Below are 14,878 nucleotides of genomic sequence, written 5' to 3' on the forward strand. Positions count from 1 at the left end.
TTATAAATTTTTAGGAATGAAAAAAAGGAGTCCGAAAGAGCCCAAAAGCCAAAGCCCGATGACCATAAGGTTAGAAGTATTTTGTTTTAGAATGGCTCCGAGTTGAGGAGGAGTGTAATCAAAGTCAGGTAACTGTTTCCAGGTTTCGGCATCTGCTTGATATCCCCAATTACCATATTCTGAGTTTTTAGCAAAATTACCATTCAAAAATTTTTGAGTAGCGATGCGATAGTCCTCTGCGGCATCGGCAAAATCCCAATGCGTGGCATAATCGGTCTGAGCTATGGCCATACTCAAAAATCGGGTAGGAAGATAGGGAGATAGAAGTGCTAAATCCCTGTATACATCTGACTGTTGCTCATATTGATTCTTGAGATGGTTATAGTGTTTTAAATAGATTTTTGCCTGGTGCTCCTCACCTTTTTGCATTCTATAAGCATCATAGTTAAAGGGAAGTTGAGATAGACTATCGACTCCGTATTCTTTTAATACTTTTTCCTCTAGAAGTTTGGCCTCCTTGTTCCAGGGATTATGACCATCAAGCCCGGATTTTTTATCTTTTAAGACATTGGCTGTAAATTCTTGTCGTGTTGGGTAGGGATACTTGTTTTCGGCAAAGTTACTAGCCGCTTTTGGTGCTGCCAAACAGGCGATGATCCAAACACATAGAGACGCCACGAGCGAGATACCTGATTTTTTGGTCTTGATAGAAATCAATAAAACCAAATTGATAAAGATAATATAGTAAACTACGTATATCGCAAACAATAGGAACAATGATTCCCATTTAAACACCCCAAAATCTTGCAAATTAGACAATAAGATACCTGCTACTAAGAACAGAATAGCTGTAATCAACAAAATAGGGAAGAAAAGTGCCATCCATTTTCCCCAGATCCATTTCCATTGAGAAATGCCCTGACTCTTGAGCAATGTTAAAGTACCCATTTCACGTTCTTTGGTAAAGCCGTTATACCCCAGAAGAACAATGAGTAAAGGAATAATGAAGAGCAACATAAAATCTGGTGTCAAATCTCCAAAGCGGGCGAGACCTGTTTGATCTGCCGCTGCGCTGAATTGTGCCTCGTTGCGTTTATGGGCCTCCAGAAAAATGGAGGTACCTGTATATTTATCTACACCTTGATCTACTAGCGAAAGAGGATATTTTGGTTTAAAGGCATAAGTACCATAATGCGCTGCAGAATGTGGGTTCTTTTCACCTTGATTGTCCCAAACCTCACGTTCTGCCGTTTTAGCAGCCGAGTACTGTGCGTTCACATTTTGATATTGTTGAGCACTAACCCACACTGCAACACTTAATAAAATGAATACAATAATTAAGGAGATGCGAACGCGACCGTCACGCAACAATTCCTTGGTTTCCTTAAGAAAAGTTTTTGTTATCATAATAATATTTCTTTATAGTCCATGGTATTGAGATATACCTTTTCTAACTCGGCAAGAGAAATATCATCGGATACAAATTGTTGTCGTAATTTTCCATCTTTCATGATACCTATATGAGTGGCTACTTCTTTGGCACGAAAAAGGTCGTGTGTCGCCATTAGGGTGGCTATACCTTTTGATTTTAATTTGTGCAACAGCAATCCGAACTCATTGCTAGCTTTGGGGTCAAGACCAGAAGTGGGTTCGTCTAACAGCAGGACTTTGGCATCTTTGGCCAAGGCGATAGCGACTCCTACTTTTTGACGCATACCTTTAGAAAACGTAGCGATACGTTTGTCAAAGGCTTCTGTCTGCAATCCCGCTTCTTCCAAAAAATCTTTTAATTCTTTTGTCGAAAGCTTCTTTCCTGCTATTCCAGAAAAATAATCGAGGTTTTCTAAAGCAGTCAAACTTGGATAAAGCATCAGATTCTCTGGGATATAAGCTAAGAAACGCTTGGTTGCCTTGGGATTTTCCTGTACATCTATTTGGTTAATAGAGGCATTGCCCGAGGTTGGTGTCGTAAAACCTAACAAGAGGTTGATTGTTGTAGTCTTTCCGGCACCATTAGCACCCAGAAGGCAATATATTTCACCTTCTTTGATTTGAAGGGTCAATTGGTTCAGAGCAACGTGTTCGCCGTATTTCTTTGTAAGATTGTTAATATGGATCATAATACTATTATTTATACGTTTGAATCTTGATAGCTTGAGATAGGCCAATTGTCGATAGTAGAGAATTCTCCTGTTTCCCAGTCCAGCACCTCCTCATCAGTAAGCAGACATTTTTCAAGTTGTAGAGTTATCTCGGTAACATCGAGATGTTGCCCTATAAAGACCAGTTCTATCTTTCGATCCCCGAAAGGGTTTATCCAATCTGACTCTATTAATTTTTGATTATTCAGAAAGGAAGGGTAGCTGATTCGTTCTGCAAATGACATAGACGCCCACCAAACCCCAGCGGGGTCAATTTTTGTAGAACCTCCTGCAGTACTCCAGATTAAGGCTTGATTACTGCGGGAGGCCAACCAAAACAAGCCTTTACTTCGAATAATGTTTGAAGGGAAATGATTAGAAACATAATCGAGGAACCGTTCTGGATGAAACGGTTTTTTATTACGGAATACGAAGGAGCCAATACCATATTCTTCGGTTTCAGGAATATGTTCATTTTCGAGTTCTCGTATCCAACCTGCAGAATTTTCGGCTTCTTCAAAGTTAAACAAGCTTGTATTGATAATTTCCTGTAATGCTATTTGTGAATTTTTGGTAGGAAATATTCTGGCTCCCGGATTTAATTTATGAAGTATATCATACACATTTTTTAATTCTTGTTCGGTAACCAGATCTACTTTGTTGAGTAAAATCACGTTTGCAAATTCTATTTGATCAGTAAGTAGATTTACAATCGTACGCTCATCGTTCTCAATATTAGTAAGCTGTCTATCCGACAGATACTGGGCACTGGAGAAATCTTTCAAAAAATTATATGCATCTACTACAGTAACCATAGTATCGACATAACTGAAGCGACTTAGGTCGATATTGCCATCCTCACTGGCAAAACTAAAGGTCTGAGCCACAGGAATAGGTTCTGAAATACCTGTGCTCTCGATAATTAGATAGTCAAACCTGTTTTCTTTAGCTAATTTTTCGACTTCTACCATCAGGTCCTCTCGAAGAGTGCAGCAAATACAACCATTGCTCATTTCTACGAGGCGTTCTTCTGTACGAGAAAGGGTGTTTTCATTTTGTACGAGCTGGGTATCTATATTGACCTCACTCATATCATTGACAATTACAGCAACTTTTAACCCTTCTTTATTATGCAAAATATGGTTAAGTAATGTGGTCTTGCCTGCACCGAGGAAACCACTCAATACAGTAACTGGTAATTTTTTCATGACTAAAAAAAATTAAATACTAAAAATGTTGGAAGAAAATTTTCTGACTAACAGAGAAGGGTAATTGATCTATTGTATACACTATGATATGATTTTATAAATCATATCGTCGTAAGTATCAACATACAAAAAGAAAATTTTCAAAAATAAAACGCAACTACCCTAAATATTTTGGTGGCGGCTTATTGTAGATGCTTTTGGGGAGTGTAATACTGTATTGCGATGTTTCGTAACAAAAATTGATTTTGTATTCATGGAAATCTATCGCAGATTTTTGTTCTACTTCTACTAATGTACTATCTGTAAAAGGAGTAAGTTTATAGGATACCGCAATAATTTCACACAGCTCACAATCTATTTGATCATCGTCATCAGAAAAATGAGAAATAGCATGTACATTAACAATTCTAAGAAATAGAAAAGTAGATAGAAAAAAAAGAGTGATTATATTTTTCCAAATGTTCATTCTCATTTGCCAAATATAGTAATTAATTGGATTCTTAAATCTTAAGATATTTATAAGGAATAAGTTTTGGTAAAAATTTTGGATTTATAAAACCTCGTAATGATTTGCACAATGCTACAACATTGAAAAAGAAATTATAATTTATTTAGATGTGTACTTCTAAAAAAATCGCAAAATGCTCCTTAATAATTTTAATTGAGCTTAATGATAACAAAAACATTAAAAATATAGTGATAGTAATGTTAAACAATTATTTAGTAATATTACATTTACTAATGTCTAACTAATTTATCAAAATCATGAAAACACTCAGCAAATTAACATTGATCGCAGTATTATCTGTATTTTTTTCTTGCAAACAAAATCCAGCAGAAACACCAGAGCACAAAGCCATGGTAGAAGAACACAAAGAAATGGAGACTTCTCATGAAGCAATGGCTACAGAACATAATACTATGAAAGATGATCATCAACAAATGGTAGATGCTCATAAAGCTATTGAAAACGATTCTATTCACCTAGTAATCGAAAAGAATCACTCGGTTTTATTGGCTAAACACAGTGAACTTATTGCAGCTCATAAAGCATTAATCGAAAAGCATGCCGAATTAGAAACAAAACATGCTTCTGGAGAGTTTACTTTAGAACAAATGACAGCAGAGCATGAGTCTATGAAAACTGAGCATGCAGATATGAAGAAAGAACACGAAGGTATAGCTGCAGAGCACAAACGAATTACAGAAGAAGATAACAAATTGATAAAGGAAGATCAAGATAAAGCAGCTGAAGAAGAAAATTCGGAAAAGAAATAAAATAAACATATATAAGTTATAGAAAAGCCAAATCGTTCCTTAGCGTTCAATTTGGCTTTTTAAGTTATAACATATTAATTTTGAGGACTTTTTGATTTTTGTATTTGTTGTGTTTAATAGGTTCTGTAGGGACTAAATAATTAGGGATTATTTTCTTTTTAAAAAGAAAGAGTTAATCCTGTTCTTGCTATTATAGTTTATGAACGTTTTTTCTTCTTAAACACGAACTCTTTTTTAGTGTTTTGTTAAAACCTGTGAAGTAAGATTAAGTAGAATAATTCCCTGTTTTTTTGATTTAAAATATTAATAACCGTTCTTTATTTTATGAAAGTAATAAATACACCTATTATTTACTTAGTATGTTTCTTGTCTTTTTCTACAACTGTTTTATCTCAGAATAAAAAAATAGACAGTTTAAAAAAAGAACTAAAAATCTATACCAAAAAAGATACCGTTAGAGTAAAAATCCTTAATCATTTAGCGTATTATCACTATAGAAATAATCCTTCTCAGTCATTAGCCTATGCTGAACAAGCAGGGAAACTTGCCGATGAAATAAAATCCATAAAAGGAAAAGCTCGCAGTTTTTATATGAAAGGGATTACGCATATGGAACAAGGTAATTTTAAAACTTCTATTGCCAATTATGAAAAAGCAATACAATTATACACTTCGATAGATGACTTAAAAGGATTAGCAGGTTGTAATAATGCCTTGGGTGTTTTGCACAAATATAGAGGCAATCTAAAACTTGCCTTAGAGTATTATACAAAAGCTTTGGAGATTGACCAAAAATTGGGAATTGAAATGAATATCCCCAATTACCTCTATAATATGGGCAATATTTACTCTGATATGGGAAAACATGACGAAGCTTTAGTGAATTTTAAAAAAGCGTTAAAGACCTTTACAGGTAGCAACCATCAATACGGGATGCTTAGCTGTTGGAACTCCATGGCTACAGTATATGGGGATTTAGGGAATCATCCTTTGGCGATAGAATGTCACAATAAATCATTAGAAATCGCTAAAAAATCCAACGATCCATTAGCTGTTTTTCAGTCCTTAAATAATATTGGAAACATTTATAAGCAACAGGAATTATATGATAAAGCACTGAGTTTTTATAATCAGGCACTAGATATTAAACAAGCCAGTCAAAATATTAAAAGTACTAATGCCATAAAAACCAACATGGCCAATATCTATATTGATAAAGAAGAGTTTACTACAGCTATTCCATATTTTATAGAAGTGATTAGCCTAAGTAGAAAAATTAAGGATAATGAACAGTTAGCTGTCGGTCTTAACGGTCTGGGTTTTGCATATTTGGGAATTAAGAAATACCCGGAAGCCCTAGCTAATTTTAAGGAATCAAATAAAATTACCTCTACAAATCAAAAACAATATGATTTAGTAGGATCTTATGTGGGTATGGCAACTACGTATTACTACATGAAAAAATACAAGGAAGCATTGATCCATGCTGAAAAAGGGGCACAATTATCAAAAAAACACAATTTTTTAATACACCAACGGGACTCCTACAAATTGCTTTCTAAAATAAACAATGAATTAAAGGAACACAAAAAAGCATATGCCAGCCAACAGCAAGTAAAAATATTGAATGATAGTCTTTTCAATAGGGAAAACATTCAGAAAATTACAGAAATAGAATATGAGTACAAGTATAAAGATGAGTTAGCCTCTGCAGAAAAAAGGGAATTAAGGCTTACACAAACAGTTAAAACGACAACCAATAACTTAGAGAAGTCACAACGAAATCTATTACTTGGGGTGATTGCTTTTTTAATTACAACTTTACTTTTAGGAGCAACAATTTTCTTTTTAAAATTAAGGAATGAAAAATCTAAAACTCAAAATATAATTATAGAACAGAAGTTGCTACGCTCACAGATGACTCCTCATTTTATATTTAATTCACTCTCTGTTTTACAAGGAATGATATTGAATAAAGAAGAAAAAAAATCGGTTTCTTATTTGTCAAAGTTTTCAAAATTATTACGCATTATTTTAGAAAACTCCAGAGATAAAACAGTGCTGCTTTCTCAAGAATTAATTGCTATAGAAAACTATTTAGCACTTCAGAATTTAGAAAACAAAACTTATAAATACACTGTTTTTGTAGAGAAAACGATAGACGTGTCACTGTTTGAAATACCTCCTATGCTTATTCAGCCATTTGTTGAAAATGCCATAGAACATGCATTTGCAGATCAAAAAGAAAATAGAATAATCGATGTTCACCTGTCTTATACTAATAAAAACTTGATTTGTACTATTACAGATAATGGCATCGGGGTTGACTCTCAAAAAGAAAATAAAAAAGAAAATAAAAAATCATTATCTACAACGATAACTTCTGAACGATTAAAAATATTATCTAAAGATTTTAAAATGAAAAGTTCGGTTACTGTTGAAGATAGAAAGAAATATAATGAGCAGGGAACACTAGTTACTTTGATCATCCCTTATAAAATAAAGGAAGTACAATGAAAACATTAATAGTAGAAGATAAAGAATACATTAGAAAAGGCTTACTTAATCTATTGCAATTAATAGATGCCGAAATAGAAGTAATAGGAGAATGTGAATCGGTAAAAGATGCGGTTGTTGTAGCAAATGCCTGTAAGCCAGAATTGATTTTTTTGGATATAAATCTTACCGATGGTACCGGGTTTGATTTTTTAAAGCAGACAGAAAATCTAAATTTTAAAGTGATCTTTATTACGGCCTATGAAGAACATGCATTACAAGCTTTAAAAATAGGTGCGGTAGATTATCTATTAAAACCTGTAGATGTAGATGAATTACAAATAGCATTAGAAAAAGTCATAGCATTACCAATAACAGAACAAAAAAAGCAGATAAAAACGGTAAAAGAAGTTTGGAATAATGAAGACTCTAAATTAATATTATCGCTTCATGATAGTTTTCAGGTGGTAGATTTAAACGAATTGCTATTTTGTGAGTCAGACAAAGGCTACACGACTTTTCATTGTAGTGACAATAAAAAATATATGGTTTCAAAAACCTTAAAAGAATTTGAAGAACGCCTCTCTAAAGCTAATTTTATACGGCCGCACCAATCATTTATGGTCAACTTGAAATTTATAGACAAGTATGATAAATCAGGTGTTATTTATTTAAAAAATGGCAAAAAAATACCAGTATCTTCCCGAAGAAAGGAGCACTTTTTAAATGCTTTTTTACATTGGAATAAGAACTAAACCTCTTTCTTCTACGGATATTTTTTGAAGTATCGCACTTATGTATTCTAAAACTTCAGAAATAGATTTCCTATTTCCTATCCTATACATAAGGTATACTTTTATGGTGTTGAAAAGAACTGAAAACAAGTTTGGCAGCAATGCGTATTTCACAGATTTAACAATTAGCTACAATAGAACTATAGGTAGTAACATCATTGGAGTAACCGTTACAGAAGCGCCCAAATCTTTAAAAATGGGGCAGTGGAATCTCACTCAAAATATTTGGAAAAAGTGTTAAAGAAATAAGGAATATAATTGAAATAATTGCTGAAAAAAATAAAGGAAACAATACTAGCTTCTGCCCAGGCAAAAGGCTTTTCAAGAACTAGAAGTAGTGATTAATAAAGTAGCTATGTAAGTATGTTTATTTTTTATACTAACTTACTAAGTATACAAATGTATTGAACTCATTCAAATGAAAATAAAATTGGTAATCTTATTATTAGTATGTATAGCTTGTAATTCGAATAAAAAGAAAGATATTAATATACCAGTTATTGATGCTATCAAAATAGATACAAGTACTACTATAATCACTTCAAAATTAGATGAAAAGCAAAAAATAACCATAGCTACAATTGATTCTGTAAGCATAAACGAAATAGAACAATTTACTGATAAGGAGTTATCTACCATTTATGAGTACTACCAACATGAAAAAATAGATGAAGTAGCGATATGGTCAGAAAAACTATTTGGCAGGTGTTGTACCGAAGCAGATTTGGATTATTCAGAACTATTGTTTTTTGATATTACGACCAATAGCATGAATAAAAAATATCCATTTGAAAATTTATCAGACAAAACATATAGAACAACTTTTGTGTTTGAAGAAAACGAAAATACTGCGATTTCGATACGATTAAATCGTAATAACAAATGGCATAAAACCCAAACCAATTTATTGGTAGATGATGTTTTAAAAACGAATGATACTATTCTATATCCTTTTAGATTGAGTATTGTGAATGGGTATGTGAAATCAGATAAAACCTTTAAAGAGAATGGAAGAGTCAAAAAAATAAAAGTTTTTTTAAACAATAATTACCAAGATACGGTTCAGCTTCAAGATACTCCCTTGGTACAAGAGTTTAACTTAGATTTTATATATTCAAAAAATGATGTGGTTACATTAATGCCTATTAGTTACTATAAAGGAACTAAGTACAGTGATATCTGTATCTCTGAAATACAAAGTAGTCTATCCCGGATAACGCACCCAAGTATTAATAGAAAGTATAAAGTACGCGAGTTGTGGGAAATTGGAAATAAATCAAAAAATTCAAAATAGATGAAAACTATGAAGCAACTAGTAACCTATATAGTATGGATGATCTTATCCCTAGCATTAGGTATAGTTTATATGCGTATTCTTTTAGGTCCCAACAAAGTACCTTCTGAGGGGCTATGGTACCTGTTCCATATTTTTTACAATTTAGGTCTACTTCATATAGGTGCAAGAATTGGAGGCGTAATAGCCCTTTTGTTTATTATTTCGGATGTTTTTTACCTGAAAAAGAAATTAAAAAACAACATACAAGCAACACTTACCCGGTTTATGTTACTTCTTGGTATTGCTATGATTGTTGGGGGAGTACATTATATATTAGAAAAGGTTGTTGATGTTATTTAAAGGAAAAAACAATATAGTAAGTGTAAAAAAATGAAATTACAAGCGTTAAGAATACCTTCAGGATGGAAAATTAATTGGAATTTATTCTACGAACAAGACATCAACGAAGATAATTGTTTGTATGAGTTTTCTAGTTCTACATTGCTTTCTATCTCTAACCCCCAAATTAATAGAAATATTGAACTGATTTGGCACCCTAAAGGAGATTTGAATGGAAAATACATACTAGAAGTTTTTAATCTTATTGAAAAGTATGATCCTAAGAAAAAAATAATTGAAAAGGTTCCTGAGAGTTCAGTGTCTGAAGTTACTTTCGAAAGCAAAAATAGACAAGAAATAGTCAACAAAATTGAAACCTTAGTTATGGAATTAAAACCATATAAATGATAGTTCAATCCATATGAAATCTAATTATTAGGTTATACTAAAAAAATAACACTCAATAAAAATGAAAAAACGATATATTCTAATTTTACTGATATTCATCTCTTGTACTCCAAAAGCAAAAGATAAAGAAGAAACCGTTGTAAAGGCGCAAGACGTTGTCGAACTAGCTGGAGATATGCCTGAAAAAACCAATAATACAAGTTTTGATAGTATTATTAGAGAAATAAAAATCAAATCAATTCCCTTGGTTGATAAAACAAATTTTGACAGTTTTATAGATCCCGATGATTACAATGAAGTAAATATAGAAGCTTTAAAACTTAAAAAATTATATCCAAACTTTGATAAAGAAGGTTATAACTATAAAGCAATAGCTTCTTATAGAATAGAACTATCAAAAGAGTTTTATACTATTGTTATCACAATTCGTAAAGGAGATAATGAAATGGAATCCGTATTGATCAACTATGATTTGATTGGAAATATCATTGATTCTAAAGTTATCTCTTATGATGAAATCGCCGAAGGTCAATCGAGAATAGAGTCTAAAATCGAAGAAAACAAATTAACCATTAATAACATTTTATGGATTGATAAAAAGAAAATAGAAACCACATCATTTCAAATAAAAACTAATGGAAAAATAGAACCTATTTCTCAAGAAGAAAATCTTATTGATAGTGTGATAGAACAATTGAATCTAGATAAACTAAAAATTAAAGAAGAGTTTATAGTTTCTAAAGTACAACCGCACAATCCTAATGAAACCATTGTAGTGATTCCTGAAATTGCTGGTGAGGACGATGAACACCTTTTTGAGCTTAATAGCTATATTGTATTGGTGGATAATACCACTCAAAAAATAACTCATAAATACTTTGAGAGTTCTAAGACGAATGGCTGGGTTTCTGATGCAGTAGTACTTTCAGAAATTTTAATCGATACTGCCCCATACATCATTGCCCAAAATACAAGAGCATTTGGAGTACGAGTGTTTCATTACGGCATGTCTAAACCAAACCCATATAGTAACAGAACTATTTCTTTGTTTGTAAAGTCAGGAGATACTTTAAAAAAAGTATTACATAATTATGACGTAGAGGATTATGGTGGGGAATGGGATACCCAATGTGCTGGAGAATCCACGAGTATAAAAAATACACTCATTATGTCTAAAGAAAAGACGAATACATACTTTGATATTATTGTAAAAAGCACGGTTCTGGAAAGTAAAACTTTTGTAGATGAAAATGGAGAATGTGATGAAGAAAGCAAAACCTCTTCTAAAACAACAGTATTACAATTTGATGGAAAAGAATATGTAAAAAAATGATCTATGAAAAACAAAGTTTTCTTTTTGGGTATAGGGTATCTGTTTTTAACCGTATCGGGGTATGCTCAAGGCAATAGTTTAAAAACACAATTGCTGCTATTACAAAATTCATTAGGACATAAATTTCTTTTAGACAGTACTGGTTTTTCAACTATTAAAAATGCTAAATTCTATACCAAAAATGGTGATACAAATGTATTTGATATCAATAGTAAAAACGTACATATAGTAGATGTTAATAATGATGGAGAAAAAGATATCATCTATCAAGATAATCGGCATTATCAAGCAACTGTACTGCTGCTAAAAAAAGGGAATGATTTTGTTGAAGTATGGAATGGCCCAGGAGTATTAGTTGATATAAAACAAGAAAAAGAAACCACAATGTATATTGTAAGCAGTGCTATAGGTTGCTTTGATATGACGATAGTATCAACGCTTGTTATTGATAGTGACACTACCCTTACCGAAAACACGATAGCGCTCTATTCGGATACAAAAATGAGTACAATTAATAAAACACTCGAACAGAAAATAATTTCAGGAACCCTAAGAACGCAACCTGTTATAGATGATAAAAAGAAAATAGATCCTTGTACAGGAGATCTTAAAATGGGAAACCAGATAAGAGTCATAGAAAACAAAACCGTAACTGTTATAAAAAAACAAAAGGAGTGGTTCTTCGTGGTTTTACAAGAAAAAGATCAAAGTATAATAGGTTGGGTAAAAAAATGATAAAATAATACATATAAATACATGAGACTAAGTGAATCATTTAGCGGGGCATTACGAACATTTGCTTATTTTATGGCAAGTGGTACGCACTATGAGTTAAAAGGTATTGATTACCTAAAATTGTATGGAGAAGAACCAAGTGCCATAGAACAAGTCTTTGCCATATTTGCCAATGTGATTGAGTTAGACGAAAACAGAAACGTATTAAACGCAAAATATGCAGAAAAAAGAGCCGTAGATTACCTTCGTTCTTATTGCGACCCTAATTTTAAAGTAAAACCTCCCTATGAAGATTGGGAAACAGAATTGCATTAAAAAATGACGTTTAAAGATATATATACATCTGCCCTAAATTTTTGGATTCCAGAAATAGATATATCAGATGGGCAAAGCGTTGGAAATAATGGAGGATATTTTCCAGCTTTATCTAAAATGTGGGACCAAGCTGAAATAAAAGCAGTAGATGAACCAGAATTGATACATTTAATGATTTGGGCCATATTTTGTGGCTATCACAAAAAAGCTGTTGAAAATTTTCAAAACGAAATAAAGAAGGTTTTTCTGGCAGAATTAGATCAGGGTTACATAAAAAACAGGTTTGAAGAAAGCCTTTTCGATAATGGATCTAATGATTATAACGAAGTTAAAAAAGAATACATTAGAAAATGAAAAATAAAGTACAATTGCCAAACGTATATAACTGTAGTAAAAAAAACGTTTTAGTTTTTATACTGTTTTGTACCTGCTGTCTATCATCACATGCGCAGAAAATGAAAAAATACTTACACAAAGAATTAAGAACAGAGGTAGCGACGGTTTGCGAAGAAACACCAGACGATAACCCCTGTGCAGGCAGCACAATCTATTTAGCATTATGGTTTGATAAAAAGCAAGTACAAGTGTCAGAAAAAGAAGTGTCTACATGTGATCAAGAATCGATTTACAACATAGGGACCTATACCTGGAAATTGTTACCCAATAAAGAAATTAAAATAGATTTTGACCCTAATAGGATAAAAGGTACGTATGCAGAAGGATTATCTTTAAAACTTCGAGACAAACAACTTATAGGGTACATAACTTATATAAACGGGGAGGTAGGAGAGTATGCTTTTAAGGAGAAAGAGAAACGATGAAAGATCAAGAATTAAAAGACAATTTACAATTTGAAGATGAAACAGAAGGTATCATTTTTAATCATTATTCGTTCTGCGAAATCATAAAACATATCATGGTGCAATATGGAAATATCACTTATCAAGAAGCTGACAAAAAGCTAAAAAATCATTTTCTATATAAAGAACCAAAATCTTTAGATGATATCTATTATATAACACGCGAGTTAGAATTTCATTGGGCTATGCTTATTGCCCATGGGCACATGTACTGGTTAAAAGGAATTCCTAGCGACTTTAATGAGTTTAAGGAAGAATATCTTGCTTGGGAAGACGAGGTTAGAAAAAAATATAATTTAAAAGAATCATATAACTATTACGATATATAAAAATGAAATACTTCTATCTAATAATTTTAATAATAATGAGTGCTTGTGCTCAAAACACAAAAGAGGTAAAAGTAAACAAGGTTTCTGTGGTTAAAGAAACAGAAATCGTAAAAGATAGTATATCATCACAAAAGCTAATGAAGCTTTCCAAAACAGCCGCAATACAACAATACGGAGCACCAGCTTCAAAAGAGCAGTTTACTTTAGGCGAGGCATACGGAGAATTTAGAAATAATATTACCAATACATATATATCAGACCAGAGAGCTCCTGAAACTATTTTTATAGAAGAGCTTACCTGGGAAAAAGACCAAGATACATGGATAACGGTTTGGTACGAAGTTCAAGATAAAAAATCAATACCTAAGGAAACCTATATATGGGATAAAGGGACAGAGTTCTAAGGTAAAAAATAATGAACCATGAAAAACGGATGCACTATTGCAGATGCAATGAACACGTATAACATTGCATTAAGAATTATACTGTCTAAAGGGTATAAAATTTTCCTTATACCAGACAAAAGAGAAGAATATTTTGGTGATTTCTGTGCAGTTAAAGGTAATCATAAATTCATTGGTGGTGACCCATTAAGAGTATTAGGTCTTGTTTCTATTTGGGAAAATACAGGCGATGATTGGCAAAACAGTCATTTTTCTGAGCAAAATATAAATGAAGAATCTTTATACGATAAAATTCTTTCGAGAGCCTATCCCGATAGTGTTGAAGATTTCAATGCTTTATCAGATAAAGAGTTTATAGATTTTGTATTAGATTATAGATTGTTTTTTACACAGGTTTTAGACGAAAAATTCCCTGAAAACCCATCAAGGCAAGATATGTTTCAATTAGTTAGCACATTTTACTTAGAATAGAAATTAAAAATGGAAGCAGTAAAAACAGAAATAGATGAGTAAACCAGTTGTTAATATATGGGATAGTGTTGGATTAGGGATCATAATAGAACTTCCTATAGGGATTATGATTGCTAATCAAACAGGAGGAACCGCTTGTCTATATTCAACATGTGAAGGTACATTCTTACCATTAGCTAATGATTATAATGAAGAAACAAAGGAGTTTTTAAGTCCGGAAATAGAACTATCAAATTATTTTCAAGGAGTAAAATACAAAGGTAACGGAGCCATAAAAGGTATTGATCTTGAAGATGTCAAAAAAATAAATGCCATTATCAATAAATCAGGATTAAACAAATTAATAGAAATAGATGTAGAACGATTAGAAGAATCGCACGAAGCCTGGATACGAATAAAAATTAATGATGATAAGAATACTCAATTAATAAGTGGGTTTGAGAACTATCCTCTAAACGGAGTATTAACCTGGGCAAATAGTGATTAATAGT

At 32.3% G+C, this 14,878-nt stretch carries 20 protein-coding genes; 16 read left to right on the forward strand and 4 right to left on the reverse strand.

Annotated features, from left to right (window positions below; genetic code table 11):
- From ATO12_RS11365 to ATO12_RS11380, 4 genes are all read right to left on the reverse strand, one after another.
- On the reverse strand, positions 1-1,407 hold the full coding sequence (locus ATO12_RS11365; RefSeq protein WP_034242110.1) for an ABC transporter permease: 1,407 nt from the start codon (positions 1,405-1,407) through the stop codon (positions 1-3).
- Positions 1,404-2,120, reverse strand: a complete 717-nt coding sequence (locus ATO12_RS11370) for an ABC transporter ATP-binding protein (protein ID WP_034242111.1) — start codon at positions 2,118-2,120, stop codon at positions 1,404-1,406. Before ATO12_RS11370 ends, ATO12_RS11365 begins: the two co-directional genes overlap by 4 nt.
- Before the next feature lie 11 nt (positions 2,121-2,131).
- Positions 2,132-3,349 carry a GTP-binding protein gene (locus tag ATO12_RS11375; RefSeq protein ID WP_034242112.1) on the reverse strand — a complete coding sequence of 406 codons (1,218 nt, stop codon included), beginning with the start codon at positions 3,347-3,349 and terminating at the stop codon, positions 2,132-2,134.
- Between the two features lie 157 nt (positions 3,350-3,506).
- Positions 3,507-3,821, reverse strand: a complete 315-nt coding sequence (locus tag ATO12_RS11380) for a hypothetical protein (RefSeq protein WP_131248817.1) — start codon at positions 3,819-3,821, stop codon at positions 3,507-3,509.
- Positions 3,822-4,114: 293 nt separating this feature from the next.
- Here ATO12_RS11380 and ATO12_RS11385 point away from each other — a divergent pair, with 293 nt between their 5' ends.
- The 16 genes from ATO12_RS11385 to ATO12_RS11460 all read left to right on the forward strand — a co-directional run bounded on the left by ATO12_RS11385 (position 4,115) and on the right by ATO12_RS11460 (position 14,874).
- Positions 4,115-4,627 carry a hypothetical protein gene (locus tag ATO12_RS11385; RefSeq protein WP_034242114.1) on the forward strand — a complete coding sequence of 171 codons (513 nt, stop codon included), beginning with the start codon at positions 4,115-4,117 and terminating at the stop codon, positions 4,625-4,627.
- Positions 4,628-4,951: 324 nt separating this feature from the next.
- The gene (locus ATO12_RS11390) at positions 4,952-7,144 is read left to right on the forward strand and encodes a tetratricopeptide repeat-containing sensor histidine kinase (RefSeq protein WP_034242115.1); all 2,193 of its coding nucleotides are present in this window, start codon (positions 4,952-4,954) and stop codon (positions 7,142-7,144) included.
- Entirely contained in the window at positions 7,141-7,878 is a 738-nt protein-coding gene (locus ATO12_RS11395) for a LytR/AlgR family response regulator transcription factor (protein WP_034242116.1), read from the forward strand. Before ATO12_RS11390 ends, ATO12_RS11395 begins: the two co-directional genes overlap by 4 nt.
- 40 nt (positions 7,879-7,918) lie before the next feature.
- Entirely contained in the window at positions 7,919-8,158 is a 240-nt protein-coding gene (locus tag ATO12_RS11400) for a hypothetical protein (protein WP_034242117.1), read from the forward strand.
- 177 nt (positions 8,159-8,335) lie between these two features.
- Positions 8,336-9,211, forward strand: a complete 876-nt coding sequence (locus ATO12_RS11405; RefSeq protein ID WP_034242118.1) for an NADase-type glycan-binding domain-containing protein — start codon at positions 8,336-8,338, stop codon at positions 9,209-9,211.
- Positions 9,212-9,220: 9 nt separating this feature from the next.
- A complete protein-coding gene (locus ATO12_RS11410; protein WP_131248818.1) occupies positions 9,221-9,553 on the forward strand; it encodes a hypothetical protein in 333 nt (110 codons plus the stop codon).
- 30 nt (positions 9,554-9,583) lie between these two features.
- The gene (locus ATO12_RS11415; RefSeq protein ID WP_034242120.1) at positions 9,584-9,940 is read left to right on the forward strand and encodes a hypothetical protein; all 357 of its coding nucleotides are present in this window, start codon (positions 9,584-9,586) and stop codon (positions 9,938-9,940) included.
- Between the two features lie 61 nt (positions 9,941-10,001).
- Complete coding sequence (locus tag ATO12_RS24875) at positions 10,002-11,273, forward strand: PA3715 family protein (protein ID WP_051575773.1); 1,272 nt, start codon at positions 10,002-10,004, stop codon at positions 11,271-11,273.
- A gap of 3 nt (positions 11,274-11,276) precedes the next feature.
- Entirely contained in the window at positions 11,277-12,008 is a 732-nt protein-coding gene (locus ATO12_RS11425; protein WP_034242121.1) for a hypothetical protein, read from the forward strand.
- 21 nt (positions 12,009-12,029) lie between these two features.
- Positions 12,030-12,323, forward strand: coding sequence for a DUF7677 family protein (locus ATO12_RS11430; protein ID WP_034242122.1), 294 nt, complete (start codon positions 12,030-12,032; stop codon positions 12,321-12,323).
- Positions 12,324-12,326: 3 nt separating this feature from the next.
- Entirely contained in the window at positions 12,327-12,677 is a 351-nt protein-coding gene (locus ATO12_RS11435; RefSeq protein ID WP_034242123.1) for a hypothetical protein, read from the forward strand.
- Positions 12,678-12,778: 101 nt separating this feature from the next.
- Complete coding sequence (locus ATO12_RS11440; protein ID WP_034242124.1) at positions 12,779-13,144, forward strand: hypothetical protein; 366 nt, start codon at positions 12,779-12,781, stop codon at positions 13,142-13,144.
- On the forward strand, positions 13,141-13,512 hold the full coding sequence (locus ATO12_RS11445; RefSeq protein WP_034242125.1) for a hypothetical protein: 372 nt from the start codon (positions 13,141-13,143) through the stop codon (positions 13,510-13,512). Before ATO12_RS11440 ends, ATO12_RS11445 begins: the two co-directional genes overlap by 4 nt.
- A gap of 2 nt (positions 13,513-13,514) precedes the next feature.
- Positions 13,515-13,916 carry a hypothetical protein gene (locus tag ATO12_RS11450; protein ID WP_131248819.1) on the forward strand — a complete coding sequence of 134 codons (402 nt, stop codon included), beginning with the start codon at positions 13,515-13,517 and terminating at the stop codon, positions 13,914-13,916.
- Between the two features lie 18 nt (positions 13,917-13,934).
- Complete coding sequence (locus ATO12_RS11455; protein WP_034242127.1) at positions 13,935-14,387, forward strand: hypothetical protein; 453 nt, start codon at positions 13,935-13,937, stop codon at positions 14,385-14,387.
- A 34-nt stretch (positions 14,388-14,421) separates the two neighbouring features.
- A complete protein-coding gene (locus ATO12_RS11460; protein WP_034242128.1) occupies positions 14,422-14,874 on the forward strand; it encodes a DUF6210 family protein in 453 nt (150 codons plus the stop codon).
- Positions 14,875-14,878: the final 4 nt, after the last annotated feature.

The organism is Aquimarina atlantica, from assembly GCF_000626715.1.
Taxonomy (GTDB): Bacteria; Bacteroidota; Bacteroidia; order Flavobacteriales; family Flavobacteriaceae; genus Aquimarina; species Aquimarina atlantica.

Excerpts from the sequence above, each read along its gene's own strand:
- ATO12_RS11375 (WP_034242112.1), bottom strand. The coding sequence starts at position 3,349 with ATGAAAAAATTACCAGTTACTGTATTGAGTGGTTTCCTCGGTGCAGGC.
- ATO12_RS11455 (WP_034242127.1), top strand. The coding sequence starts at position 13,935 with ATGAAAAACGGATGCACTATTGCAGATGCAATGAACACGTATAACATT.
- ATO12_RS11435 (WP_034242123.1), top strand. The coding sequence starts at position 12,327 with ATGACGTTTAAAGATATATATACATCTGCCCTAAATTTTTGGATTCCA.
- ATO12_RS11430 (WP_034242122.1), top strand. The coding sequence starts at position 12,030 with ATGAGACTAAGTGAATCATTTAGCGGGGCATTACGAACATTTGCTTAT.
- ATO12_RS11380 (WP_131248817.1), bottom strand. The coding sequence starts at position 3,821 with ATGAGAATGAACATTTGGAAAAATATAATCACTCTTTTTTTTCTATCT.
- ATO12_RS11385 (WP_034242114.1), top strand. The coding sequence starts at position 4,115 with ATGAAAACACTCAGCAAATTAACATTGATCGCAGTATTATCTGTATTT.
- ATO12_RS11405 (WP_034242118.1), top strand. The coding sequence starts at position 8,336 with ATGAAAATAAAATTGGTAATCTTATTATTAGTATGTATAGCTTGTAAT.
- ATO12_RS11415 (WP_034242120.1), top strand. The coding sequence starts at position 9,584 with ATGAAATTACAAGCGTTAAGAATACCTTCAGGATGGAAAATTAATTGG.
- ATO12_RS11410 (WP_131248818.1), top strand. The coding sequence starts at position 9,221 with ATGAAGCAACTAGTAACCTATATAGTATGGATGATCTTATCCCTAGCA.
- ATO12_RS11390 (WP_034242115.1), top strand. The coding sequence starts at position 4,952 with ATGAAAGTAATAAATACACCTATTATTTACTTAGTATGTTTCTTGTCT.
- ATO12_RS11395 (WP_034242116.1), top strand. The coding sequence starts at position 7,141 with ATGAAAACATTAATAGTAGAAGATAAAGAATACATTAGAAAAGGCTTA.
- ATO12_RS11370 (WP_034242111.1), bottom strand. The coding sequence starts at position 2,120 with ATGATCCATATTAACAATCTTACAAAGAAATACGGCGAACACGTTGCT.
- ATO12_RS11425 (WP_034242121.1), top strand. The coding sequence starts at position 11,277 with ATGAAAAACAAAGTTTTCTTTTTGGGTATAGGGTATCTGTTTTTAACC.
- ATO12_RS11440 (WP_034242124.1), top strand. The coding sequence starts at position 12,779 with ATGAAAAAATACTTACACAAAGAATTAAGAACAGAGGTAGCGACGGTT.
- ATO12_RS11450 (WP_131248819.1), top strand. The coding sequence starts at position 13,515 with ATGAAATACTTCTATCTAATAATTTTAATAATAATGAGTGCTTGTGCT.
- ATO12_RS11400 (WP_034242117.1), top strand. The coding sequence starts at position 7,919 with ATGTATTCTAAAACTTCAGAAATAGATTTCCTATTTCCTATCCTATAC.
- ATO12_RS11445 (WP_034242125.1), top strand. The coding sequence starts at position 13,141 with ATGAAAGATCAAGAATTAAAAGACAATTTACAATTTGAAGATGAAACA.
- ATO12_RS11365 (WP_034242110.1), bottom strand. The coding sequence starts at position 1,407 with ATGATAACAAAAACTTTTCTTAAGGAAACCAAGGAATTGTTGCGTGAC.
- ATO12_RS24875 (WP_051575773.1), top strand. The coding sequence starts at position 10,002 with ATGAAAAAACGATATATTCTAATTTTACTGATATTCATCTCTTGTACT.
- ATO12_RS11460 (WP_034242128.1), top strand. The coding sequence starts at position 14,422 with ATGAGTAAACCAGTTGTTAATATATGGGATAGTGTTGGATTAGGGATC.